Annotated in this window: 16 protein-coding genes and 1 pseudogene; 5 read left to right on the top strand and 12 right to left on the bottom strand. The window is 62.2% G+C overall.

Features of this window, described 5'->3' with window-relative positions; all coding sequences use genetic code 11:
* Positions 1 to 7 precede the first annotated feature (7 nt).
* The 4 genes from ABID58_RS35135 to tnpA form a co-directional block, all read right to left on the bottom strand.
* The gene (locus ABID58_RS35135) at positions 8 to 4,339 is read right to left on the bottom strand and encodes an Ig-like domain-containing protein (protein ID WP_354037458.1); all 4,332 of its coding nucleotides are present in this window, start codon (positions 4,337 to 4,339) and stop codon (positions 8 to 10) included.
* A gap of 463 nt (positions 4,340 to 4,802) precedes the next feature.
* Positions 4,803 to 6,431, bottom strand: a complete 1,629-nt coding sequence (gene tnpC / locus ABID58_RS35130; protein ID WP_354037457.1) for an IS66 family transposase — start codon at positions 6,429 to 6,431, stop codon at positions 4,803 to 4,805.
* A gap of 69 nt (positions 6,432 to 6,500) precedes the next feature.
* A complete protein-coding gene (tnpB, locus tag ABID58_RS35125) occupies positions 6,501 to 6,848 on the bottom strand; it encodes an IS66 family insertion sequence element accessory protein TnpB (protein ID WP_148755213.1) in 348 nt (115 codons plus the stop codon).
* Positions 6,845 to 7,240, bottom strand: coding sequence for an IS66-like element accessory protein TnpA (gene tnpA, locus ABID58_RS35120; protein ID WP_148755214.1), 396 nt, complete (start codon positions 7,238 to 7,240; stop codon positions 6,845 to 6,847). Before tnpA ends, tnpB begins: the two co-directional genes overlap by 4 nt.
* A 664-nt stretch (positions 7,241 to 7,904) precedes the next feature.
* Between tnpA and ABID58_RS35115 the strand changes: the two are divergent.
* Positions 7,905 to 8,162, top strand: a pseudogene (locus tag ABID58_RS35115) (IS630 family transposase); the annotation flags it as partial.
* On the opposite strand, the gene ABID58_RS35110 reads toward ABID58_RS35115, so the two are convergent.
* Positions 8,159 to 8,998 carry a universal stress protein gene (locus tag ABID58_RS35110; RefSeq protein ID WP_354037456.1) on the bottom strand — a complete coding sequence of 280 codons (840 nt, stop codon included), beginning with the start codon at positions 8,996 to 8,998 and terminating at the stop codon, positions 8,159 to 8,161. The pseudogene ABID58_RS35115 and the gene ABID58_RS35110 overlap by 4 nt on opposite strands.
* Before the next feature lie 195 nt (positions 8,999 to 9,193).
* On the opposite strand from ABID58_RS35110, the gene ABID58_RS35105 reads away from it, so the two are divergent.
* Together ABID58_RS35105 and ABID58_RS35100 are read left to right on the top strand one after the other, a co-directional pair.
* Complete coding sequence (locus ABID58_RS35105) at positions 9,194 to 10,717, top strand: bifunctional aminoglycoside phosphotransferase/ATP-binding protein (RefSeq protein ID WP_354037455.1); 1,524 nt, start codon at positions 9,194 to 9,196, stop codon at positions 10,715 to 10,717.
* A 25-nt stretch (positions 10,718 to 10,742) separates the two neighbouring features.
* Positions 10,743 to 11,717 carry a CHAD domain-containing protein gene (locus tag ABID58_RS35100; RefSeq protein ID WP_354037489.1) on the top strand — a complete coding sequence of 325 codons (975 nt, stop codon included), beginning with the start codon at positions 10,743 to 10,745 and terminating at the stop codon, positions 11,715 to 11,717.
* Between the two features lie 84 nt (positions 11,718 to 11,801).
* Here ABID58_RS35100 and ABID58_RS35095 read toward each other — a convergent pair whose 3' ends face one another.
* The 3 genes from ABID58_RS35095 to ABID58_RS35085 all read right to left on the bottom strand — a co-directional run bounded on the left by ABID58_RS35095 (position 11,802) and on the right by ABID58_RS35085 (position 14,640).
* A complete protein-coding gene (locus ABID58_RS35095; protein WP_502916454.1) occupies positions 11,802 to 12,260 on the bottom strand; it encodes a RidA family protein in 459 nt (152 codons plus the stop codon).
* A 21-nt stretch (positions 12,261 to 12,281) separates the two neighbouring features.
* Positions 12,282 to 13,973 carry a benzoate-CoA ligase family protein gene (locus ABID58_RS35090; protein ID WP_354037453.1) on the bottom strand — a complete coding sequence of 564 codons (1,692 nt, stop codon included), beginning with the start codon at positions 13,971 to 13,973 and terminating at the stop codon, positions 12,282 to 12,284.
* 148 nt (positions 13,974 to 14,121) lie between these two features.
* Positions 14,122 to 14,640, bottom strand: a complete 519-nt coding sequence (locus ABID58_RS35085; RefSeq protein WP_354037451.1) for a MarR family winged helix-turn-helix transcriptional regulator — start codon at positions 14,638 to 14,640, stop codon at positions 14,122 to 14,124.
* Between the two features lie 251 nt (positions 14,641 to 14,891).
* On the opposite strand from ABID58_RS35085, the gene ABID58_RS35080 reads away from it, so the two are divergent.
* Entirely contained in the window at positions 14,892 to 16,067 is a 1,176-nt protein-coding gene (locus tag ABID58_RS35080) for an ABC transporter substrate-binding protein (RefSeq protein WP_354037450.1), read from the top strand.
* A 30-nt stretch (positions 16,068 to 16,097) separates the two neighbouring features.
* The gene (locus ABID58_RS35075; RefSeq protein WP_148752669.1) at positions 16,098 to 16,556 is read left to right on the top strand and encodes a cupin domain-containing protein; all 459 of its coding nucleotides are present in this window, start codon (positions 16,098 to 16,100) and stop codon (positions 16,554 to 16,556) included.
* A 96-nt stretch (positions 16,557 to 16,652) separates the two neighbouring features.
* On the opposite strand, the gene ABID58_RS35070 is transcribed toward ABID58_RS35075, so the two are convergent.
* The 4 genes from ABID58_RS35070 to ABID58_RS35055 form a co-directional block, all read right to left on the bottom strand.
* A complete protein-coding gene (locus tag ABID58_RS35070; RefSeq protein ID WP_354037449.1) occupies positions 16,653 to 17,903 on the bottom strand; it encodes a flavin-dependent oxidoreductase in 1,251 nt (416 codons plus the stop codon).
* A gap of 53 nt (positions 17,904 to 17,956) precedes the next feature.
* Positions 17,957 to 20,308, bottom strand: coding sequence for a bifunctional salicylyl-CoA 5-hydroxylase/oxidoreductase (locus ABID58_RS35065; RefSeq protein ID WP_354037448.1), 2,352 nt, complete (start codon positions 20,306 to 20,308; stop codon positions 17,957 to 17,959).
* An 85-nt stretch (positions 20,309 to 20,393) separates the two neighbouring features.
* Positions 20,394 to 21,230 (bottom strand): enoyl-CoA hydratase family protein, encoded by an 837-nt coding sequence (locus ABID58_RS35060; protein WP_354037447.1) that lies wholly within the window; start codon positions 21,228 to 21,230, stop codon positions 20,394 to 20,396.
* 43 nt (positions 21,231 to 21,273) lie between these two features.
* Complete coding sequence (locus ABID58_RS35055) at positions 21,274 to 22,035, bottom strand: SDR family NAD(P)-dependent oxidoreductase (protein WP_354037446.1); 762 nt, start codon at positions 22,033 to 22,035, stop codon at positions 21,274 to 21,276.
* Positions 22,036 to 22,231 lie beyond the last annotated feature (196 nt).

Below are 22,231 nucleotides of genomic sequence, written 5' to 3'. Positions count from 1 at the left end.
GCACACCTCAGCTAACGAGATGCCAATCGGCTGCTGCATTGATTGTTCCGATTTGAGCCTTGGCTTCGACCTGTGTGCCGTTCATCTCCCAGACCGACAACGCATGGGTGGTATTGTTCTCGAACAGAAGATCATTCTTGCCATCGCCGTTGTAGTCGCCCTTGCCGACGTACTGGAAGCCGGGGTCCATGACGCCGATCTGCGGGTTGGCTGTGAGCTGGGTGCCGTTCATCTGCCAAATCGCGACGCCGCCGTTCGTGTTGTTGAGCAACAGCAGGTCGGTCTTGCCGTCGCCGTTAAAGTCACCGATGTCGGCGAAGTGCCAGCCGGCCGCGGCATTGATGGTACCGATTTGTGGGTTGGCCATGACCTGGGTGCCGTTCATCTCCCAGATCGCAACTCCATTGGTGGTTGGATTGAGAAGCAGAAGGTCGGTCTTGCCGTCACCGTTGAAGTCGCCGGTCCCCTCGAATTGCCAGCCGGCAGCGGCATTGATGGTACCGATCTGCGGATTGGCCATGACCTGGGTTCCGTTCATCTCCCAGATCGCTACGCCATGCGTAGTTGAGTTGAGAAGCAGCAGGTCGGTCCTGCCGTCACCGTTGAAGTCACCAGTGTCGGCGAAGTGCCAGCCGGAAGCGGTATTGATGGTACCGATTTGCGGGTTGGCCATGACCTGGGTTCCGTTCATCTCCCAGACCGCAACGCCATCCGTGTTGTCATTGAAGAGAAGCAGGTCGGTCTTGCCGTCACCGTTGAAATCACCGGTGCCCTCGAATTGCCAGCCGGCAGCGGCATTAATGGTGCCGACCGTGGTGTTCGCGATCACCTGCGTGCCGTTCATTTCCCAGATCGTAACGGCATGGGTCGTGTCGTTGACAAACAGTAAGTCGGATTTGCCGTCAGCGTTGAAGTCTCCCGTGGCGGCGAGTTCGGACCCTGACGGCGCGGTCCCGATCTGGGGATTCGCCACCACCGTTGTTCCATTCATTTCCCAAACCGCAATGCCATGGCTGGTGTCGTTCTGGAGCAGCAAGTTGGACATGCCGCCAGACGTACCAAAATTGACGTCCGTCTGATCGAGCGTGAAGGTGATGCTGGCACTGGCCGTGTTGCCGGCAGTATCGGTATCGGTCACAAGCACGGAGTGGCTGCCGTCCATCATCGGCGCGACGTAGCTCGCCGATGGCGTCCCGCCGTCCACTGAGTAGGTGCGGGTAACATCGCCGGCCGCCGCGCTGATGGTCAGCGCGTCATCCCGTGTGGTGTGGTCGGTGTTCGAGATGCCGGTGTCATCGGTCAGCGCCACGGTCGGCGTCGCGATCGTGGTGTCGAGCGTGATCATCAGCGCCGCGGTCGTCGATGAATTTCCGGCGGCGTCGTCAAAGAACGCGGTGATCGACTTCGTGACGTCCGCGCCAAGATCGCCGGCCGTCACGGTCAACTGGACGGATCCGGCCGCCACGTCGCCTGCGGTGATCGTGTGCAGGACGGGATGCGTCAGCGATGCGCCACCGAGTTTCAACTCGATGGTATCGCCCGCCCGCACGGTGGGATTGAGCGCCACCTGGAACGCCGGCGCGGTATCTTTGGTGATATTGTCCGTGCTCGACGAACCGGTATCGGAAGCCGCGATGAGATCCGGCGTGCCGCCCGTCGGCGCCGTGGTGTCCTCTGTCACCGCAAGGACGGCAGATGCCGCGCCGGTATTCCCCGCCGCATCGGTCGCTTTCGCGGTGATATTGTGCGTCCCCTGAGCCAGCGCCGATGTCGTGATACTGAACGCGCCGGTCGCCGGGTTCGCAGTGCCCGTGCCGAGCACTGTGATGCCGTTCGTATCATACAGCTTCACCGTGCTGCCGCGCTCGGCCGTGCCGTCGATCTTGACCTGCCCAAAGCTGGTGATGCGATCGCCGATCGTACCGCTGTCCGTCGTCGCGTCGAGCGACAGGCCGGTCGGCGGGATCGGCGCCGTGGTGTCCTCCGTCACCGCGAAGACGGCGGACGCAGTGCTCGTATTCCCCCACGCATCGGTCGCCTTCGCGTTGATATTGTGCGTCCCATCAGCCAGCGCCGATGTCGTGATACTGAACGCACCAGTCGTCAGGTCCGCGGTGCCCGTGCCAAGCACTGTGGTGCCGTTGCTGTCATACAGTGTCACCGCGCCGCCGGGCTCGGCCGCGCCGTCGATCTTGACGTGCGTAAAGTTGGTAATGCGATCGCCGATCGTACCGCTGTCCGTCGTCGCGTCGAGGGACAGGCCGGTCGGCGCGACCGGCGGCGTCGTATCCGGATGGACGCTGACCTGAGCTACCGCCGTTTGCCACCATCCGTTGGCGATATATTCATTCGATATCCAGAACCCGTTCGGGTTGTTCGGATCGGCGATAGCGGTCGAATAGGTGCCCCAGCGCTGGTCGTTCAGAGCGCCTGAATCGAAAAACGTGGTGCTCGCCTGGTAAAGCGTCGGCGCGGTGAAGGCGGAAGCGCCGGCGCCGAGCACCGTATAATAGTCGGAAGGATACATGTTCGGCCCGGAGGCCGAGAAATTGATGAGCACGTCGCCGTTCTGGTCGACCGCAATCGAAGGGGTGAACACAGCCACACCCGTGCCGAGGGACGCGCCGGAAATGACGTTCCCGATGACAAATTGCGGATTCGTGGGATCGGTGACATCGAGCTTGAACCACTCGATTTGCGCGAGCCCCCCCGCACTCGGCATGGCTTCGCTCACGCCGTAGACGTAATTGTGTCCTCCCGAGGAAGTGTAGGCAAGGCCTTGGATGCGCCCGTCGCCAATGCCGAGCGTCTTGGTCGTGCCCAACTGCGCGGCGGTGTTGTTGCTTCCGCCCACATCGGCGTCACCGAGGTAGAGCGTTTGGGTCCCGCTGAAGCCATGCGTCGGATCGTACGTTTGATATGCGAGCGCGGTCTCCCTGGCGGTCGAATGGGCGCTCAAATAGTAGGTCACCCCGTTGTCGGCGGCGATATTGCGCATGATGCCGCCGGTCCCTGACACGCTAGTGCTGGCGTCAGGCGTGATCGCGGTGTTTGCGGCGGCTATGACGCTGCTTTCGTTGACGACGAATTCGCCGTTGTTGTAGCCGCCTCCCGCGTCGAGAAATTCGGGCGCGGAGATATAGATTTTGCCGTTGCTGACCGACAGATAGGGCATGTCCGATTGGGTCGTGGCGCCGTTGGACGTGTCGATCGAAGCCAAATACCAGCCGTCGTTCGGATTGCTATCTATCGACACGGCGATATCGATATTGGTGGCGAAGTTCCCGGTTCCCGGTTGAAAATTATCCGCGATGACCACGTAGTGCCCGGTCGAACTGTCATAGGTGGCGCGCGCGTCGAGAAGGTTGTTGTCGAGCGTAGCGCCAAGCGGCGAGAACAAGCTGTACAACGATCCGTTGGATACGATTGGATGGCCGCTAAGGTCGGTTATCTCGTAGTGCGTGGTCTCCGAGGTGAAAATGTAATTCGGCCCTACCGCCAACGCATTTTGCGGCGGAGTGTTGCTCGGGTCGGACAATCCAGAAAATGACAAGGTGACCGAGGCGGACGACGTCGGTGGCGTCGCCGAATAGAAGTTGAGCGCCGGCACGCCGGCGCTGGCGCCGATCGCCGTGGCGCCGTAAAGGCTTTCGATCGTGGCAAGCAGGGAATAGGGATCAGCCGGCGAGTCGTTGACGGCCCCCGCCGGGACGCCCGCGCCGACGACGATCGCCGCAACGTGATTGGGGTAGGTCACCGCCGGATTAGTGTTGTTTTCGTCGAAGGTGACGATCAGCAGCGAATTGTTGGCCTCCGCCCAGGCAGCGTAGGCGGAGAGATTGGTCTGGATCCAGGCATCGCCCGCCGGAATCCCGCCGCCATTGTCGCTCGTCGGCGTCATGTTGTGGGTGTCATCGGGCGAAACAAAGGAGACGGTCGGAAGGTTGGCGAACCCGGCCGCGGTCTGAGGAAAAGTGCTGAAATCGTGACCGTCATTGGCCGAGTTGGCGAAGTGGATCCAAGGTTGGCGTTCGGGCACCGCCGTGGATTCGGCATAACCGCCGAAGGTGTAACCGCTGGCGGCGAGCGTGCTCGCCAGCGTCGGTACGCTGGCCGGAAGCTGGGTAACGGCGCCGTTGGTGGTGACGCCCTGCGTCGAGCCGGAAAACAGGGCAATGTAATTGGGCTGACTCGGATGGGTCACACCATAGTCGTTGGTGAGCAGCATCCCCTGAGCGATCAGCGAGTTCAGGTAAGGCGCTTGGGGATTACCTATGATGTCGGAGTAGTTCTCGTTTTCCAGGGAAAGGACGACAATGTGGCTCGGAGTTGTGGTCATGATCGTCAGCCCTCCGTTGCGTTTCGATGCGCGCAACCTTTTTCATCAAGGTGCGCTGCTCTTTGCGTTCGTCTCTGCAGCGGCCCCAGAAGGCGGACGGGACAGACGAAGCGTGAGAGATCGCGGTGCGTGTTGGTCGAGAGAGCAGGCTCCAAGGCGACCACCACTGCAGTCTTGGAACGGGGGCTACTTGGCGTCCGCATGAATTCCCTCCGGAGTGCGGCAACAGAGATTTAGGCGCGCCGCTGTCGCGGTCCGCTCGCCTCTTCAGAACAGCTGATGACAGAAAGCTCCGACTCGCTGAATCCGAGACGCGACGAACTGCGATTTGTCTCGATACTCGCTGAGTTCACCTATCCGAGCCAATGGCTCGGAGGAGGTACCTCATTCAATCACATGAGGGCGCGACGTGTTGAGAATCCAAGTAGCATCCGGCGAAGACCGCGCGCGGGTCATTTTCGGCTCAGGCGGCTTGATCAACGTTCCGGATGGCAGAGCGCCAATTCCATGGCAGCAGTTCGTCGAGCCTTTGGACGGGATGCTCCGCGATGCGCGCCAGAGCGTCGGCGAGCCAGGCTTGCGGATCGACGTCGTTCATCTTGGCGGTGACGATCAGGCTGTACATCACGGCCGCCCGCTCGCCGCCGCGATCCGAGCCGCAGAACAACCACGACTTCCGACCTAAAGCGATGCCGCGCACGCCACGCTCCGCCGCATTGTTGGACAGGCAGATGCGGCCGTCATCGAGGAAGCGGGTAAATGCGCTCCAACGCTTGAGCATGTAGTCCATGGCCTTGGCGACATCGTTGCTGCGCGAGAGCTTGGCGCGTTGCTCGCGCATCCAGGCTTCTAAATCGGCGATCAGCGGCGCGCTCAATTCCTGGCGGACGGCCCGGCGCCGTTCGGGCGTCTCGCCGTTGATGCCTCGCTCGATCTCGAACAGGGCGTCGATCCGGCGGACTGTTTCCAGCGCCAGCGGCGAGATCACTGCCGGCTTCTTGCCCTGAGCCTTGCGACGCGCATTCTCGGCCAGATCAGCCATCACGAAGAACGGCCGCCGGGCATGGACCCAGCACGCGGCTTCCAGGATCGGACCTGCGTTGCGGCCCGGTTCGTAAAGCCTGCCATAGCCGCCATAGGCATCGGCCTGGAAGATTCCGCTGTAGTTGGCCAAGTGAGCCTGGGGATGCTCGCCGGCCCGATCGCGCGAGTAATAGAACACCGCCCCTGGCGGGGCCTGCCCTCCAAAAGGCTTGTCGTCGCGCACATAGACCCAGATCCGGCCGGTGTCGGTCTTGGCTTTGGCCAGGACCGGGATCGTAGTGTCGTCCCCGTGCAATCGCTCGGCGCTCAGCACATGGGCCTCGAGGCGCCGGAACAAGGGCATCAACGCGGCCGTACAACCGCCGACCTGGTCGGCGAGGGTCGACAGACTGATCGGCACACCCTCCTTGGCATAGCGCTCCGCTTGCCGGTTCAGCGGCTGATGTTGACCAAACTTCTCGAACAGCACCATCGCCAGCAGGCTTGGCCCCGCCCAGCCGCGGGCAAGCACATGGAATGGCGCCGGAGCCTGGCTGATCTTCTCGCAATCACGGCAAGTAAACTTCTCGCGGACGTGCTGGATCACTTTCCAGGATTTCGGGATCACCTCCAGCGTCTCGGTGATGTCCTCGCCGAGCTTGGACAGCCGTGCGCCGCCACAGCAGGCGCACGCCACAGGTCCCGGCACCATCACCCGCTCGCGAGGCAGATGCTCCGGGAACGGCTGGCGTGACGGCCGCTTGCGCGTGAACGACGCCACCTTCGTGGTTTTGGCCGTGGCCATTTCGGCGGTGAGTTCGTCCTCCGTCGCCGAACTCTCCAGCTCCTCCAACGTCAGTTCAAGCTGATCCAATAGCCGCGCGGTACGCTCCGAGCGCGGACCATGGCGGTCGCGGTTAAGTTTCTCGATCTGCAGCTTGAGATGGGCGATCAGCGCCCGGTTGTCGGACTGCTCAGCGCGGGCGGCCGCAGCCTCCGCGCGAGCAACGATCAATGCCGCTTTCAGCGTTTCGACGTCGTCTGGCAGCGATTCAAGGCCGTCACCCATGGCCCCGATGGAATCACAAAAGGAGCGATTTGAGGCGTCTTTTCTTCCGCACCTCAGAACTTTTTGAGCCTATCCCGCGCTCTGTGGCCGCCACGTATGCTGCGGGTTGCGCCAGTCGATCGCCTCCAGCAGATAACTCATCTGGGCCGCGGTCAGCCCCACCACACCGCTCACCGTCGCCGGCCAAACAAAACGGCCACGGTCCAACCGCTTGGCGTAGAGCGACAGTCCAACTCCATCGTGCCACAAGGCCTTGATCAGCGAACCGCCGCGTCCGCGGAACACGAAGACATCTCCGGCGAACGGATCACGACCAAGGCTTTCCTGCACCAATAATGACAAACCCTGCATGCCCTTGCGCATGTCGGTGTGGCCGGTCGCAATCCAGATCCGTGCGTTCGAAGCGACCGGTATCATCGACGCTCCAGAACCTGCAGCACCCGCGCCAGCGCCGCCGCATCGACGCTGGCGTCGACAATCACGCGACGATCCCTGCCAATCACGATCACCATCTGCCCACTCGGCGGTGTGGCAGCAACCGCCGGCTCGACCTCAGCGGCCAGGACGACCCGCGCAAAGCCAGATTGTTCGCTTTGAGGGCTGATCGGCTCGGGCCCGAACGCGCGACGCCACGTCATCAGCAACGAACGTGATATGCCATGCCGCCGCGCCGTCGACGATATAGCGCGCGGCGCTTCAAAGCTCTCGGTCACGATCCGCAGCTTCTCGTCATCCGACCAGCGCCGACGACGACCAGTCTCGACCACCTCAAGCCGTTCAAGCTGAGTACTGCGCTTATGGCTGTCCATACGGACTGTTACGCACCAATTGGACTAATCCAACAAGGCGGCCCTCGCCGGAGGGAGACGAATCCAATAGCCATTTCGGTCATCAGCGCTCACCAAAGGTCTGCTTGCGACCGACGACGAAGCTTGGAGCTGCAACAAAGAAAGCGGTCTAGCTCACCATTCGTGCAGGAGCATTTCTTGATCCTGCGCGCAATCGAACGCGGAGGGCTCGAGGAAAGGACGGCGTAGGCGCCAAGTGCTAACGTCAACCCGATCGAGCGCCCTAGAAAGATGCTGAGAGACAATACCAGCAGGCCATCGGCGCAATCTGTCGCCGAAAATAATATCCGGCACCCTCCCAGCGGCGTATGCCGACCACCTCACCGCAACGGACGACCGGCTGCGACCCTGACCCCGGAGATTATCATTTGGGACGCGCTTTGGAGAGTTCCGATGTGACCAGTGCCGCCCATTGTCGCAAGCCGTAGCTTGGACCGTAGCTCAATAAGAGACTTGCGGCGCGTACCGCCGATCCAGCGCAAGGGGGAATTAAAGAAGACCATTTCGGGTACTGAGCTGAAGTTTAGCGAAGTTCGCCTGCAAGATCGGGCTTGAGGGCATGGTCTCAAAATTCCGCGACAGCGTCTAGATCCAGGTGAACCTGTTGCTCTCCCAAAGATCGCTGGCTTCGTCATGGCTCAACCAAGTCGAGCACTTGTTCGCGCCCCTTACCGATAAGAAGATCAGGCGCGGCGTCTATCGCAGCGTCGCGGCCTTCAGGGCTGACATCACATCGTTCATCGACCTACACAATGCCGATGCCAAACCGTTCCGATGGACCAAGTCCGCCGATGACATCCTTGCTTCCATCGAGCGCTTCTGCCGATATAATGCCCCAGCAGAACACGACGCGATGTTGCGAACTTCCGGTTCAGGACGCTAGTGCGACATCATCACCCAGCACGGTGGCTGGCCGATGACGGTCTTGGTCACGCCGCCCCAAACGACCTCGTTCAGGCGCGAATGGTGGTAGGCGCCCATGACGATGGCGTCGACGGCGTGGGACTGCGCCCAGCTACCCAGCACCTTGCCGATCGAGCTGCCACTGCCCTTCACGGTTTCGAAGGACGCATAGATCCCGTGTTCCCTGAGATGATGGACGAGGCTGGTCCCGGATTGCGTGATCGCTTCGTCCTTGTCGTCCGCCACCGTGATCACCCGCACCACAGCGGCGGCTTGCAGGATCGGCAATGCATCGCCGACCGCACGCGCGGCGCGGGCCGAAGAGTCCCAGGCAATCACGACACTCTCGCATTCCGGTCGCAGCGCCGCCACGTACTGCTCCGGACAAAGCAGCAGCGGTCGGCCGGATTGGAACAGGAAGGTCTCAACGATGTTTTCGGTTCGGCTGTCGTGCGGCTTCACTGGAATCAGGGTGAGGTCACTGAAGCGCGCATGTTCAGCCAGAGTCGATGCGATCTGGTCCGCCGGGACCCTCCCCGATCGGCTTTGGGCCCGAATGCCGGCACGCGAGGCCCCATTGGTGAATGCATTCAGGAGCTGCTGCATGTCGCCCACCTCGCGCACAACGTTGAGTTCGGCGGATTCCGGGTCATCAGCAAACACCACTTTCGGCCGAACGAAAACATCGTCCTCGAGCGCGAGCCCGGTCACCCTGGCACCGAGATCGGCCGCAACGGCTATGCACTTCTCGATCGCGGCCAACGTGGGGGCACGCGGCTCGCCAAAGAGCGGCAGAAACACGTCCTTGATAGGCATGGGATTCTCCTTGCCGGCCAAAATGGGCCGCCTTTGGTCCGGGCGCTTGATCCTCCTCAAGCCGGGAAAGCTCCGCATCGCCAACCGACGACAGGCCTTGACGGAAGTCAAGGACTGGTCGCGGTCCCGACTTAAGCGTTACCCTGGTTTGCGGCCGGACCGCTTGGCGCCCTCATCTGCAATAAGCCGGCAGGGATGACAGACAATACTGTGACCCAGGAACGGATCTTCGCGACACTGACTGCACGTCCCGGCGTGAAGCGGATCGACACGCACGCGGCTTCAGTTTTCCTTGACGGGACGCGCGCGCTGAAGATCAAGCGGGCGGTCAAATATCCGTTTCTCGATTATTCGACACTCGAGAAACGCAAGGCAGCCTGTGAGGAGGAGGTCAGGATCAACCGGCCGCATGCGCCGCAGATCTATCATCGCGTCGTGGCCATTACAGAAGAGCCGGACAGATCAGTGAAGGTCGACGGCCGCGGCCGCCCGATCGAATATGCCGTCGACATGTCACGTTTCGACGAGAGCCGGACGCTGGATCATCTGGCGAAGGCCGGACAGTTCGATGCGGACTTTGCGTCGGCCGTCGCCGACGCGATCACAGCTTCGCATGCTGCGGCGACGCGCGCTGACGGCAAGGCCTGGACGTCCTCCATCCCCGCCCTGATCGACGGCAACAGCAATGGCCTGCGGAGCGGCAATCATTTCCCGGCCGCGGGGATAGAGCAGCTTGCACAAGTCTCGCACGTGGCATTCACGCGCGCCCGTCCCTTGCTTGAAGAACGCGGCCGCCAGGGTTTTGTGCGCCGCTGCCACGGCGATCTGCATCTTGCGAATATCGTGCTGATCGGGCAGCAGCCCGTGCTGTTCGACGCCATCGAGTTCGACGCGCAGATGGCGACTGTCGACGTGCTCTACGACCTCGCCTTCACCCTGATGGATCTGCTGCGCCACAATCAGCCGCTGGCAGCCAACACTGTTCTGAACCGGTATCTTGCCGCGACGCCTCTCGAAAATCTCGACGCACTGAGCGCGCTGCCGCTGTTCATGTCGATTCGCGCCGCGGTCCGGGCCCAGGTGGCGCTGAGGCGACTAAAGCCACCGGATCCCGACGACGCCGGCATTCTCGACGACGCACGCCGGTATTTCGACCTTGCCCGGGCGCTGATCCAGCCTCCCACGCCCCGTCTGATCGCGGTGGGTGGACTATCCGGCACCGGCAAGACAGTTTTAGCACGCGCGCTCGCGCCGACCGTCGCTCCGCAGCCGGGCGCCGTCGTGCTGCGCAGCGACGTCATTCGCAAGCAGATGTTTGGTGTCGCCGACACGGAGCGGCTGCCGCCATCCGCATACACGCCCGAGCTCGCAGCGCGGGTCTACGCGACGTTGGCCGAGCATGCCCGGCGTGTGCTGACCCAAAGCCATTCCGCGATCGTCGATGGCGTGTTTGCCCGCGATGTCGAGCGAGACGCCTTCGCCACACTGGCTCGGGATTGTAACGTGCCTCTCACCGGCCTCTTCCTCGTCGCGGATCTGGCGACCCGGCAGGCCCGCATCGGCGGTCGCCGCGGCGACGCATCCGATGCGACGCAAGAGGTTGCGGCGTTGCAAGAGCACTATAATATCGGCCACATCGGTTGGACGACCATCGATGCATCCGGGACACCAGCGCAGACGCTCCAGAGCTGCCGGGACGCAATCGCTAAGGGCAGATAGGGCAATCTGATTGGCGCGGGCTAGGATAGCGCGACCCACCACAAACTCGACGGCGACCGCCCGCGCAAACTCGGCAGCGAGCCGCAATACGCTGCCCGGTCGCCTCAGCCCCGGCATGGCCTGCGACACCGCCTTTCGGATCATCGCCCGCCGCCACCTCGCCGCCGTTCTCGCCCAGCATGACGGGACCTGTCGTGGCGATCCGGAGGCGCTGCATCAGATCCGAATCGCACTGACCCATCTGCGGACCGCCATTCGCTTCTTTTCGCCCATGGTCGACGATGCGCTGCGCCCCAAAGTCTGGGCCGAGTTGAAATGGCTGAACAGCCAGCTTGGCATGGTGCGGGACCTCGACGTCGCCATTGAACGCGTCGTCGCCGAGACCGGCGACGAGCTCGCGGTGATCGCCGAGCTCCAGCACTGGGACGAGAAGCGGGCCGAAAGCCATCGCCTCTTGGCCCGCGCGCTGCAATCGGCGCGATATCGCCGCCTCGCCGAGCAAACCTCGAGCTGGATCGAGAGCGGCCCCTGGTCGACCAGGCGCAGCAAGGAGGCCATCAGGCTGCGCCGCTGCCCGCTCGCCGACCACGCGACGGAGCAACTGACCGAATGGGAGAAGACGCTGCTCAAGAAGGCCAGGAAGCTGCGCAAGCTCGACGTCGGGAAACGGCACAAGCTGCGGATTCTCAACAAGCGACTGACCTATTCGATCGAGTCGCTGCAGGACTTGTTTGCCGACGACTCGCTGACGAAGCAGAAGTCGATCCTCAAGCAATTGCGCAGGGCGCAAAAGTCGCTTGGACAGTTAAATGATGATGCGCGCGGTCAAACGCTGGCCGCGTCGTTGAACGAGGCCGTTCCCGAGGCCGGCATTCGCTTTCTCGACCCCAAGCGAGAAAAAAAGCTGTTGCGAACGGCTTCGACGGCCTATCGCAAGCTCGACAAGGCCAAACCATTCCGCTCCTCCGACCTGACGCCGAATTCGGAGCCGAAGGACTAACTCTACGCTGGGTCGACACCATGTCCGACGTCTATCTGAACTCACCCGAGGACGACGATCTCACCAAAGCGAGCTGAGCGTAGTTCAGCGTGGAATGACGGCGGTGGCTTCGATCTCGACGCGCGCCGCCTTCTCGACAAGGCGCACGACCTGGACAAGCGCCATCGCGGGATAGTGCGCACCGAAGACGGTACGGTAGATCTTGCCGAGCTCCTTCAGGTTCGTCAGGTATTCGTCCATATCGACGACGTACCAGGTCAAGCGCACGAGATGCTCTGGCCGCGCGCCGGCTTCGGCTAGGATTTCCGCAATGTTGCTCAGGGTCTGGCCCACCTGCGCGACAAAGCCGTCAGCGAGGCGCTCCTCGGCATCCCAGCCGATCACGCCTCCGGTGACGACGATGCGCCCTTCGGCAGCCATGCCGTTGGCATAGCCCTTCGGCGTCGGCCAGCCGGACGGCTGGAGCACCTGTGCCCCAGGGCTGGTGTCGTCCTCGGCGGCACCTGGCAGCACCGCGAGTTGTGGGCCTTTCGGCGTCATCACGGACAAATCTTGATCCTCATCTCATTCTGCCGCGACGCCCGAAGACGTCGCCGCCGCCTGCGCCAATTGCCGCAAAGCAAAGCGCTTCAACTTCCCGGTCTCGGTCTTCGGCAGCTGGGTCACGAACTCAATTGCGCGCGGATATTTGTACGGCGCGATCTCGCGTTTGACGTGCTCCTGCAACTCGGCTGCGAGCTTTGCATCCGGCGTCACGCCGGCTGCGACAATGACATAGGCCTTTACAATCATCCCGCGCGCCTCGTCCGGCGCACCAACGACGCCGCACTCGGCAACCGACGGATGCGTGAGCAGCGCGGCTTCCACATCCGTGCCTGCGATATTGTACCCGGATGACACGATCATGTCGTCCGAGCGCGACTGGTACCAGAAGTAGCCGTCGCTATCCATCAGATAGGTGTCGCCGGTGATGTTCCAGCCGTTCTGGACGTATTTCCGCTGCCGCTCGTCGGCGAGATAACGGCAGCCGGTCGGTCCTCGCACCGCGAGCTTCCCCATCGTGCCCGGCGGCAACTCATTGCCGTCATCGTCGACGATCTTCGCTTCATAGCCGGGTACGGGCTTGCCGGTCGCGCCGGGACGAATTTCGTCCTCGCTCGCGCTGATGAAGATGTGCAGCAGCTCAGTCGAGCCAATCCCGTCCATCAGCTTGATGCCGGTGGCCTTCAGCCAGGCATCGAATGTCGGCTTGGGCAGCGTCTCGCCCGCGGAGACGCATTTTCGCAGAGAGGAAATGTCACGGCCTGGAAGCTTGCCGATCATGGCGCGATACGCGGTCGGCGCCGTAAAGCAGACGGTGGTCTTGTACTGCTCGACAGCTGAGAGGATATCATCAGGAGTCGTCTTCTCCAGCACGACGAAGGAAGCGCCGATGTGCATGGGGAACAGCACGCCGCCGAAGCCAAAAGTGAAGGCAAGCGGTGCCGAGCCGACGAAACGGTCTTTCTGCTCGGCCCGCAAAATGTTGCGTGCGTAGCCGTCACACACCGCCAGCATGTCCCGATGGAAATGCATGGTGCCCTTGGGATCGCCGGTCGTTCCCGACGTGAAGGCGATCAGGCAGATGTCGTCAGAGGCGGTATCGACCGCCCCAAACTCCGGACTTGCATCCGCAATCAGCGCCTCGAGCGAGTCGGGAGCACCGTTGCCCCAATAAACCACGTGCTTGAGGCCCGGCGCAGCCAGCTTCGCCTTTTCCATCTCATCGGAGAGTTTTCCGTCGCAAAGCGCGAGCGTGATCTCCGCCTTCTGGATCGGATAGGACAGCTCTTTGGCACGCAGCAACGGCATCGTCGCAACGCAGATGCCGCCGGCCTTGATTACCGCCAGATAGGTCGCAACCATCATCGGGCTGTTGGCGGAACGCAACAGCACGCGCCCACCGGTGACAAGGCCAAGCTTGCCGACCAGCACGTTGGCGATGCGGTTCACCAGCGCCTGCAGTTCGCGATAGGTGTAGCTGACAGCGGGACTGATGACGCAAGGTGCGTCACCGTGCCCCTGCTCGACCCAGCGATCGAGGAAATAGCTGACGCAATTCAATCGTGACGGATAGCGCAGCTCTGGCCGCGTGAAGATGAACTCCGGCCAGAGCTCAGGGGGCGGCAGATGCTGCCGCGCGAATGTGTCGACATGGGCCGTCGCAGCGTTGCCGTTATGCGAGCCCGAGACTTGAACCTTGGCGGCGTTGGCCATCGCACGCTCCTTTGCGCATGGAAAGCACCCGGCAGCACTAACTCGGCAAACATTTTAGGCTTAAAACAATTTGGCGCAATAGCGGATTTTGGGCATCCCATGCATTTTCGTGCGGCAATATGGGATTAACGGGCGCGTCGGCCCACGCTTAGGGCCGGCGACGCGCGGCCGATTTCTGCGCCGACGCCTTGGTCTTGGCCAGCAACCGCATCAGCTCGCGCACATCCTTCGGCGTCAAATCGCCAAAGAGATCGGCGATCCACGTTTCGTGTTCCGCAGCCATCCTGCGAAACTCGGCACGGCCGAGTTTCGTGAGGCGGATCACCTGGACGCGGCGGTCGGTCTCCGAGGTGCGGCGGTCGAGATGACCGGATTCCACCAGGCGCTCGACGAGGCCAGTGACGTTGCCGTTGGACACCATCATGCGCTTGGAGACGTCCGACAACGTCATGCCGTCGGGCGCCTTGTCGAGCTGCGCCATCAGATCAAACCGCGGCAGCGTGACGTCGAAGCGCTGCCGCAGCCGGCCGCGAACTTCTCCCTCGATCAAGGTCGTGCAGGTGAGCAGGCGCAACCACAGCCGAAGCTCTTCGGCATGGTCCTCCGGCGTTTCGACGGCCTTGGTCTCGGAATCGAGCATCTCGATGCAATCACTCACGGCCGGCATTCGCGCCGGCACGGATTCCCAACGTTTTGAGCTTCAAATAAATCGATGCCGACCGCAAGCCCAAAGCTGCAACAATCGACCGCACGCCAATTTCTTTAGGCTTCAAATAATTGGCGCGCCGCTTGCATGCACCGTTGCCCACACGATGGTGGCGCCTTGAGCTTGGCTTGCCGCGAGCGCCGTCATCGGCATAAGCTTGGATCGGTGTACGCGGCTTGCTGTGCAGGCCCGATCGACACGGGGGACGGATCATGAAGACGCAACTGACCTTGGCCGCAACTGCCTTGCTGCTCGGCACCGCGATGAGTCCTGCCCTCGCCCAGGAGAAGCTCAAGGTGGGCGTGATTGTAACGCTGTCGGGGCCCGCCGCCGCGCTCGGCCAGCAGGTCCGCGACGGCTTTGCGCTCGCGGTGAAGGATCTCGGCGGCAAGATGGGTGGCCGCGATGTCGAGGTCGTCGTGGTCGACGACGAGTTGAAGCCCGACGTGGCGGTGACGAAGGTCAAGGGGCTACTCGAACGCGACAAGGTCGATTTCGTAGTCGGGCCGATCTTCTCCAACATCCTCCAAGCGATCCACCGGCCGGTCACGGAATCGAAGACCTTCCTGATCAGCCCCAATGCTGGCCCGTCGACATTTGCCGGCAAGGACTGCAACCCGTTCTTCTATGTGACGTCGTATCAGAACGATCAGGTCCACGAGATCCTCGGCAAGGTGGCGCAGGATCGCGGCTACAAGCGGATGTATCTCATGGTGCCGAATTATCAGGCCGGCAAGGATTCGGTCGCCGGCTTCAAGCTCGACTACAAGGGCGAGATCGTCGAAGAGTCCTACATGCCGCTCAACACGCTGGATTTCCAGCCGGAGCTTTCCAAGATTTCGGCGCAGAAGCCCGATGCGCTGTTCACGTTTATGCCGGGCGGCCTCGGCGTCAACTTGGTCAAGCAGTACAAGCAGGCCGGTCTCGCCGACAGCATTCCGGTTCTCTCAGCCTTCACGGTGGATGAATCGACCCTGCCGGCACAGCAAGACGCGGCCGTCGGGATGTTCGGCGGCGCGAACTGGGCGCCCAATCTCGATAATCCCCAGAACAAGAAGTTCGTTGCCGCCTATGAGGCCGCCTACAGCGGCGTGCCCGGCACCTACGCCTTCCAGGCCTATGATGCCGCAATGCTGATTGACAGTGCCGTCAAGAGTGTGAAAGGCGACCTCTCCAACAAGGACGCCGTTGCGGCAGCCCTGAAGAAGGCGGACTTCACGTCGTTGCGTGGGTCGTTCAAGTTCAACACCAACGGCTATCCGATCCAGGATTTTTATCTGACCAAGGTTGCCAAGCGTCCGGACGGAAAATTCCAGACCGAGATCGTCCAGAAGGTTTTCGAGAATTACGGCGACCGCTATGCCAAGGACTGCAAGGCGGCGAACTAAGGCCGCGCGTCGCGTTAAGGGAGAACTGCAATGAAGAGCGAAATCACCGGTATCACACGGGCCAATGAGGGGATTCAGGGCATCTCCTGGAACATCCTCGGGCAGACCTATGTGCCGAAGAGTAACACCGAGAACAGCTTCTCCTGGCACGCCACGCTGCCTCCGGGCACGTTCGTGCCGCCGCACATTCATCCCGACCAGGACGAATATCTCTACATGCTGGAGGGCAAACTCGACTTCATGCTCGGCAATTCGGAAGCGCAGGCCACACCCGGCGATCTGATCCGTCTCGGCATGGGTGTGCCGCACGGCATCTTCAACAAATCGGACCAAACCGCAAAAGTGCTGTTCTGGGTCTCGCCGACCAAAAAGCTGTTCGACCTGTTCTGGGGCCTTCACAACATGAAGGAACAGAAGCCGGAGGATGTTGTGGCGATGGCCGCCGAGTTCAACATCCACTTCCTGCCGCCGCCTCCCGGCGCGGGCTAGCGGCATGACCCCGGAAAAGTGCGCAGCGGTTTTCCGAAAGGGTCGTGCTCAATCAAAATTGGAGGCCGATGATCATTCATCGGCCTTCAGCTCACATCAAGCGCGCACCGCCGTGAGTCCCGGCACCGCGGCGAATCCGGCCTTGGTGGCGTAGCCGCGCACGATCGCCTCGCGCTGAGAATAGCTCAGCACATTGTCGACATTGTCGAAACCGTCGGGCGCGAGCTGCTCGACGGCGTCGATGACGCCCTCGGGGCCGCCGCGGCGGTTGGAGCGGACGATGTCCGCCGTCATCGGCAAGCGCTTCTTCTCATATTCCATCAGCGCTTGACGCGGATGCTCGGCGCGCACCAGCGCGTCCGCAAGACAGCGCGCATCGAGGATCGCCTGCGAAGCGCCATTGGAGCCAACCGGATACATCGGATGTGCGGCATCACCGAGCAGGGTGACACGCCCGGACGACCAATAGGGCAACGGATCGCGATCACAGGTGGGATATTCGTAAAACTCCGGCGTCGCCGAAATCAGGCTCTTCACGTCGATATAGGGCACCGAGAAGCGCGCGACATGCGGCATCAGCTCCTCGCGCCGGCCCGGGCGTGACCAGTCTTCCTTCCGCGGCGGCGGCGCGTTGCCCTCGCCTACTTTCACCAGCACCGCCCAATTGGTGAGACGGCTAGCCGGGCTCGATCCCTCCGCGATCGGATAGATCACCACCTTGGCGTTGAGGCCACCGGCGACGATCATCGACTTGCCGGTGAGGAACAGCGGCCAGTCGCGCGCGCCGCGCCACAGCATCAGGCCGTTCCAGCACGGCGGCCCCTCGTTCGGGAATAGCGTGTCGCGGACACGCGAATGGATGCCATCGGCGCCAATCAGAATATCGCCGCGCGCGGTATGGACATGCGAACCAGTGCGATCGAAGAAGTAAGCGGTGACGCCGCCCTCGTCCTGCGTGAAGGCGCCGAGCCGGCAGCCGGTGTGGATTGCATCCACTCCAAGCCGCTCCTCGACGGCGCGATGGATGACGCCCTGGAGGCGGCCGCGATGGATCGAGAACTGCGGCACGTCGTGACCGGCGTCCACGCCGCGGGCTTCGCGCCAGACCTCCTGGCCATGGCGGTTGAGGTAGTAGAGCTGGTCGGTCCGGATCGCGACGTCGTCGAGCTTCTGCAGCAGGCCAAGGCTGGCAAGCTCACGCATGGCGTGCGGCAGCGTGTTGATACCGACGCCGAGCTCGCGGATCGTATCGGACTGTTCGAAAATCTCGCAGCCGATACCGCGGGCCCGCAGCATCAATGCCGTCGTGAGACCACCGATACCGCCGCCGACGATAATCGCCTTCATCGCCCTTAACTCCACTCAATACACAGGCAACGAGGTTAACGTCGCACGGGCGGTCACTCCGCCGCAAGCGGCTTTGTCGCCTCCGCCTTGAGCTCAGCCCGGGTCTTGGGCTTAGCCTTAATTCTCAGCTCCTCGAGATCCTGTCGGTCGCGCACACTGTTGCGGAAAATCTGATCTTTTCCGGGCAGGTATTGCGGCGGGCAGAACGCATCATTCGCCCCGTACCAGGCCGCCGCCTTCATGGTGAAGAATGGGTCGACCAGATGCGGCCGCCCGAGCGCGACGAGGTCAGCCCGGCCGGCGGCCAAAATGGTGTTGGCCTGGTCCGAGGTCGTGATGTTGCCGACGCACATGGTCGCCACACGCGCCTCATTGCGGACCTGGTCAGAGAACGGCGTCTGGAACATGCGGCCATAGACCGGCTGCCCATCGCGAACGGTCTGGCCCGCCGAGACGTCGACCAGATCGACACCGGCATCGGCGAACGCACGCGCAATGGCCACCGCATCATCGCCGATGATGCCGCCATCCGCCCAATCGGTCGCGGAAATGCGCACCGACATCGGCTTGTGCTTCGGCCACACAGCCCGCAGGGCCTCAAATATCTCAAGCGGGAAGCGCAGCCGGTTTTCGAGCGAACCGCCATATTCGTCCGTACGGCTGTTCGTCAGCGGCGAGATGAAGCTCGCTAGCAGATAGCCGTGCGCGCAGTGCAATTCGAGCATGTCGAAGCCACAGCGCTCGCCGCGCGCGGCCGCCGCGACAAACGAATCTCTCACCGCGTCCATGCCGGCGCGGTCAAGCTCGCGCGGCACCTGGCTGTCGGGAAAGTAAGGCAGCGGCGATGCCGAAACCACGTCCCAGCCGCCTTGGTCCAGCGGGCGGTCCATGCCGTCCCACATAAGTCTGGTCGCCCCCTTGCGGCCGGCGTGTCCGAGTTGCAGGCAGATTTTTGCAGCCGAGTTGCCATGGACGAAATCCACGATGTGCCGCCACGCCGTCTCCTGCTCGTCATTCCACAATCCGGCGCAGCCGGGTGTGATCCGCGCGTCGCGGCTGACGCAGGTCATCTCGGTGAAGATCAGGCCGGCGCCACCGATTGCGCGCGAGCCGTAGTGCACGAGGTGGAAATCACCGGGGACGCCCTCCTTCGCCGAATACATGCACATCGGCGACATCACGGCACGATTGGCGATCTCCATCTCGCGCAAGCGGAACGGCTGGAACAGCGGCACCATCGGCTTGTCGGTGCTGACGTCGAAGCCTTTGCTGCGCACCTGCCTGGCGAATGACTTCTCGACTTCGGCGACGAAATCGGGCGCGCGGAGCTTCAGATTGTCATAGGTGATCGCCTTCGAGCGCGTCATTACGCCGAAAGCGAACTGCACGGGATCGAAATCCCAGAAGCGGTCGACATGTTCGAACCAGACCAGCGAGACGTCGGCTGCGTGCTGGGTCTTCTCGACCTCTTCGCGGCGACCGTGCTCATAGACATCCAGTGCAGCTTTGATGTCGGGTGCCTTTGCCATGGCGTCAGCCAGAGCAATCGCATCTTCCATCGCGAGCTTCGTGCCAGATCCGATCGAGAAATGCGCGGTCGCCTTGGCGTCGCCGAGCAGCACCATGTTGTCCTTGACCCAACGCTTGCTGCGGATCATCGGGAAATTACGCCACATCGAGCGGTTGGCGAGCAGCTTGTGCCCATCGAGGAACCAGCCGAAGATATCGGCCATCCGTGCAGCGGACTGGGTCTCATTCAGCCCTGCCAGGCCAGCACGCTCGAACGTCTCCGGATCGGTCTCGAAAATCCAGGTCGAGCGACCGGCTTCATATTGGTAGGCGTGGGCAATGAAAGGTCCCCACTCCGTCTCCTGAAAGATGAAGGTGAAGGCATCGAGCGGCCTGGTCGAGCCCATCCAGGCAAACTTGTTAGTGCGGAGGTCGACTTCCGGCTCGAAGTGATCGACGTGCTTCTCCCGGAAACGGCTGTTGATCCCGTCTGCAAACAAAACTAGATCGGCATCGGCGAAGCGCGACTCGTCATCGATATCCACTTCGAAATGGAGGCTGACACCGAGCTCGCGCGCACGCTCCTGCAGGATCAGCAACAATTTTTGCCGCGAGCAGCCGCAAAAGCCGTTACCTCCGACCCGATGCACCGTGCCGCGAAAATGCACGGCGATATCGTCCCAATAGGCGAACTCCTGGGTGATGCGGCGGTAGCTCGGAAGATCGTGCTTTTCGAAATTGTCGAGCGTGGCGTCCGAGAATACCACGCCGAAGCCGAACGTGTCGTCGGCGCGGTTGCGCTCATACACGGTGATATCGGCGCTTGGCCGCTGCTTCTTGAGCAGGATTGCAGCGTAAAGACCCGCAGGTCCGCCACCGATGATCGCGACTTTCATGGGAGCCTCGCCAATTCACCCGGTCATGAAAACTATTTTAAGCCTAAAATAATTTCTGGCAAGTCCCATTCCAGGAAAAGGCCGCTCAGTCGCCCCTGAAGACCGGCTTGACCTTGTTGGCGAAGGCCTCGAAAGCGCGCTTGAAATCGGCCGTCGTCATGCACAGGGCTTGGGCGACGGCCTCCGCTTCGATCGCTTCCTCCACCGACATCGCCCATTCCATGGCCAGCATCCGCTTGGTCATGGTGTTGCCGAACGTCGGCCCTTCCGCGATCTGTTTTGCCAGCAGTTGCGCCTGGGCCAGCACCTGGTCCGGCGTGACGATGCGGCTAAAGAAGCCCCAGCGCTCGCCCTCCTCCGCGGTCATGAACCGGCCGGTGTACAGAAGCTCGGAGGCGCGGGACTGACCGATGATCCGCGGCAGGATCGCGCATGCGCCCATGTCGCAGCCGCCAAGGCCCACCTTGTTGAACAGGAATGCGACCTTGGCCCCACTCGCGGCGAGCCGCATGTCGGACGCCATGGCGATGATCGCGCCGGCACCGGCGCAGATGCCCTCGACCGCGGCCACGATCGGCTGCGGGCAGGCCCGCATCGCCTTGACGAGATCGCCGGTCATCCGCGTGAACGCCGTCAGCCCCTTGGTGTCCATCTTCACCAGCGGGCCGATGATCTCGAACACGTCGCCGCCGGACGAGAAATTGCCGCCGGCACCGGTGACGACGATCGACTTGACCGCGTCGTCGAACGCGCATGCACGGAAGAAGTCGGTCAGCTCGCGGTAGCTCTCGAACGTCAGCGGATTCTTTCGTTCCGGACGGTTGAGCGTCACGGTGGCAACGCCGTCGACCGCGGCCAGCAGGAAATGTTGCGGCGAATAGTCTGCGAGCGGCACGGTGACGGGATTGGCTGGTCTACTCATGCGATCTCCTTAGTTTCCTTGTTCCGCGCCGCGGCCACGCACGCTAGATTTCGCCACCGGCGACCGCAATCGCCTGCCCGGTGATCGCACCAGCGTTCTCACTGCACAACCACAGCACCGCATTGGCCACTTCCTGAGGCGTGATCAGACGTCCCTGCGGATTGTGCTTCGCGAGTTCGGCGATCGCCTGCTCACGGGTTCGCCCGGTCTTCTTCATGATGTTGTCGATGCTGCCGGCAACGAGATCAGTGTCGGTGAAGCCCGGGCAGACCGCGTTCACGGTCACGTTGCTGCCGGCCATTTCCAGCGCAAGCGAACGCACGAGACCGATCACAGCGTGTTTCGCCGCCGTGTACGCGCTCACGTAAGCGTAGCCCTTGAGCCCGGCCGTCGATGCAATCGCGACGATGCGCCCGTAGGGGCGATCCTTCATCCCCGGCAACACTGCGCTGACAGCATGAACAACCCCCATGAAATTGATCTCCATCATGCGCGAAAAAAGGGCGCTGTCCGATTTCGCAAACGGCGCGGATTCGGCGCTGCCGGCGTTGGCGATCAGGATATCGATCGGCTTTCGCGCATGCGCTGCGGCGATCGCTGCCCTTAGTGCAGCTTCGTCCGAGACGTCGGCAACCGCCGCATAATGTGCGGCGCCTGCGCTCACCGCCTCTTCGAGAGTAGCCGCGTTCCGCCCGAGCACCGTCACGGTGGCACCAGCGCTGACAAGGGACGCAGCGATCGCGCGGCCGATGCCGCGACCACCACCGGTCACCAGCGCGTGCGGCGAATGCGGCAATGCGGACATGCGCGGGCTCCCTCAAGGTCTGCTGTCGTTCCTCCGATATATTTTAACCTTCAAAGTTTTGCAACGAAAGCGCGGATCGAGGCCGCAAACGTGTGCGCGCGCGAGAGAGCGGCCTGAAAATTGCTTTAAGTATAAAATTATCTCTTCCCATCCCCCACAGGCCTGTTAGCATCACCGGGCAAAGCAAAAGGATGTC

Source organism: Bradyrhizobium sp. S3.2.6, from assembly GCF_040546885.1.
In the GTDB taxonomy this organism is placed as follows: Bacteria; Pseudomonadota; Alphaproteobacteria; order Rhizobiales; family Xanthobacteraceae; genus Bradyrhizobium; species Bradyrhizobium cytisi.
Note: the sequence above shows the minus strand (reverse complement) of the source record. Positions and strands in the feature narration are given on the sequence as shown.

Excerpts from the sequence above, each read along its gene's own strand:
- ABID58_RS35135 (WP_354037458.1), bottom strand. The coding sequence starts at position 4,339 with ATGACCACAACTCCGAGCCACATTGTCGTCCTTTCCCTGGAAAACGAG.
- tnpC (WP_354037457.1), bottom strand. The coding sequence starts at position 6,431 with ATGGGTGACGGCCTTGAATCGCTGCCAGACGACGTCGAAACGCTGAAA.
- tnpB (WP_148755213.1), bottom strand. The coding sequence starts at position 6,848 with ATGATACCGGTCGCTTCGAACGCACGGATCTGGATTGCGACCGGCCAC.
- tnpA (WP_148755214.1), bottom strand. The coding sequence starts at position 7,240 with ATGGACAGCCATAAGCGCAGTACTCAGCTTGAACGGCTTGAGGTGGTC.
- ABID58_RS35110 (WP_354037456.1), bottom strand. The coding sequence starts at position 8,998 with ATGCCTATCAAGGACGTGTTTCTGCCGCTCTTTGGCGAGCCGCGTGCC.
- ABID58_RS35105 (WP_354037455.1), top strand. The coding sequence starts at position 9,194 with ATGACAGACAATACTGTGACCCAGGAACGGATCTTCGCGACACTGACT.
- ABID58_RS35090 (WP_354037453.1), bottom strand. The coding sequence starts at position 13,973 with ATGGCCAACGCCGCCAAGGTTCAAGTCTCGGGCTCGCATAACGGCAAC.
- ABID58_RS35085 (WP_354037451.1), bottom strand. The coding sequence starts at position 14,640 with ATGCCGGCCGTGAGTGATTGCATCGAGATGCTCGATTCCGAGACCAAG.
- ABID58_RS35080 (WP_354037450.1), top strand. The coding sequence starts at position 14,892 with ATGAAGACGCAACTGACCTTGGCCGCAACTGCCTTGCTGCTCGGCACC.
- ABID58_RS35075 (WP_148752669.1), top strand. The coding sequence starts at position 16,098 with ATGAAGAGCGAAATCACCGGTATCACACGGGCCAATGAGGGGATTCAG.
- ABID58_RS35070 (WP_354037449.1), bottom strand. The coding sequence starts at position 17,903 with ATGAAGGCGATTATCGTCGGCGGCGGTATCGGTGGTCTCACGACGGCA.
- ABID58_RS35065 (WP_354037448.1), bottom strand. The coding sequence starts at position 20,308 with ATGAAAGTCGCGATCATCGGTGGCGGACCTGCGGGTCTTTACGCTGCA.
- ABID58_RS35060 (WP_354037447.1), bottom strand. The coding sequence starts at position 21,230 with ATGAGTAGACCAGCCAATCCCGTCACCGTGCCGCTCGCAGACTATTCG.
- ABID58_RS35055 (WP_354037446.1), bottom strand. The coding sequence starts at position 22,035 with ATGTCCGCATTGCCGCATTCGCCGCACGCGCTGGTGACCGGTGGTGGT.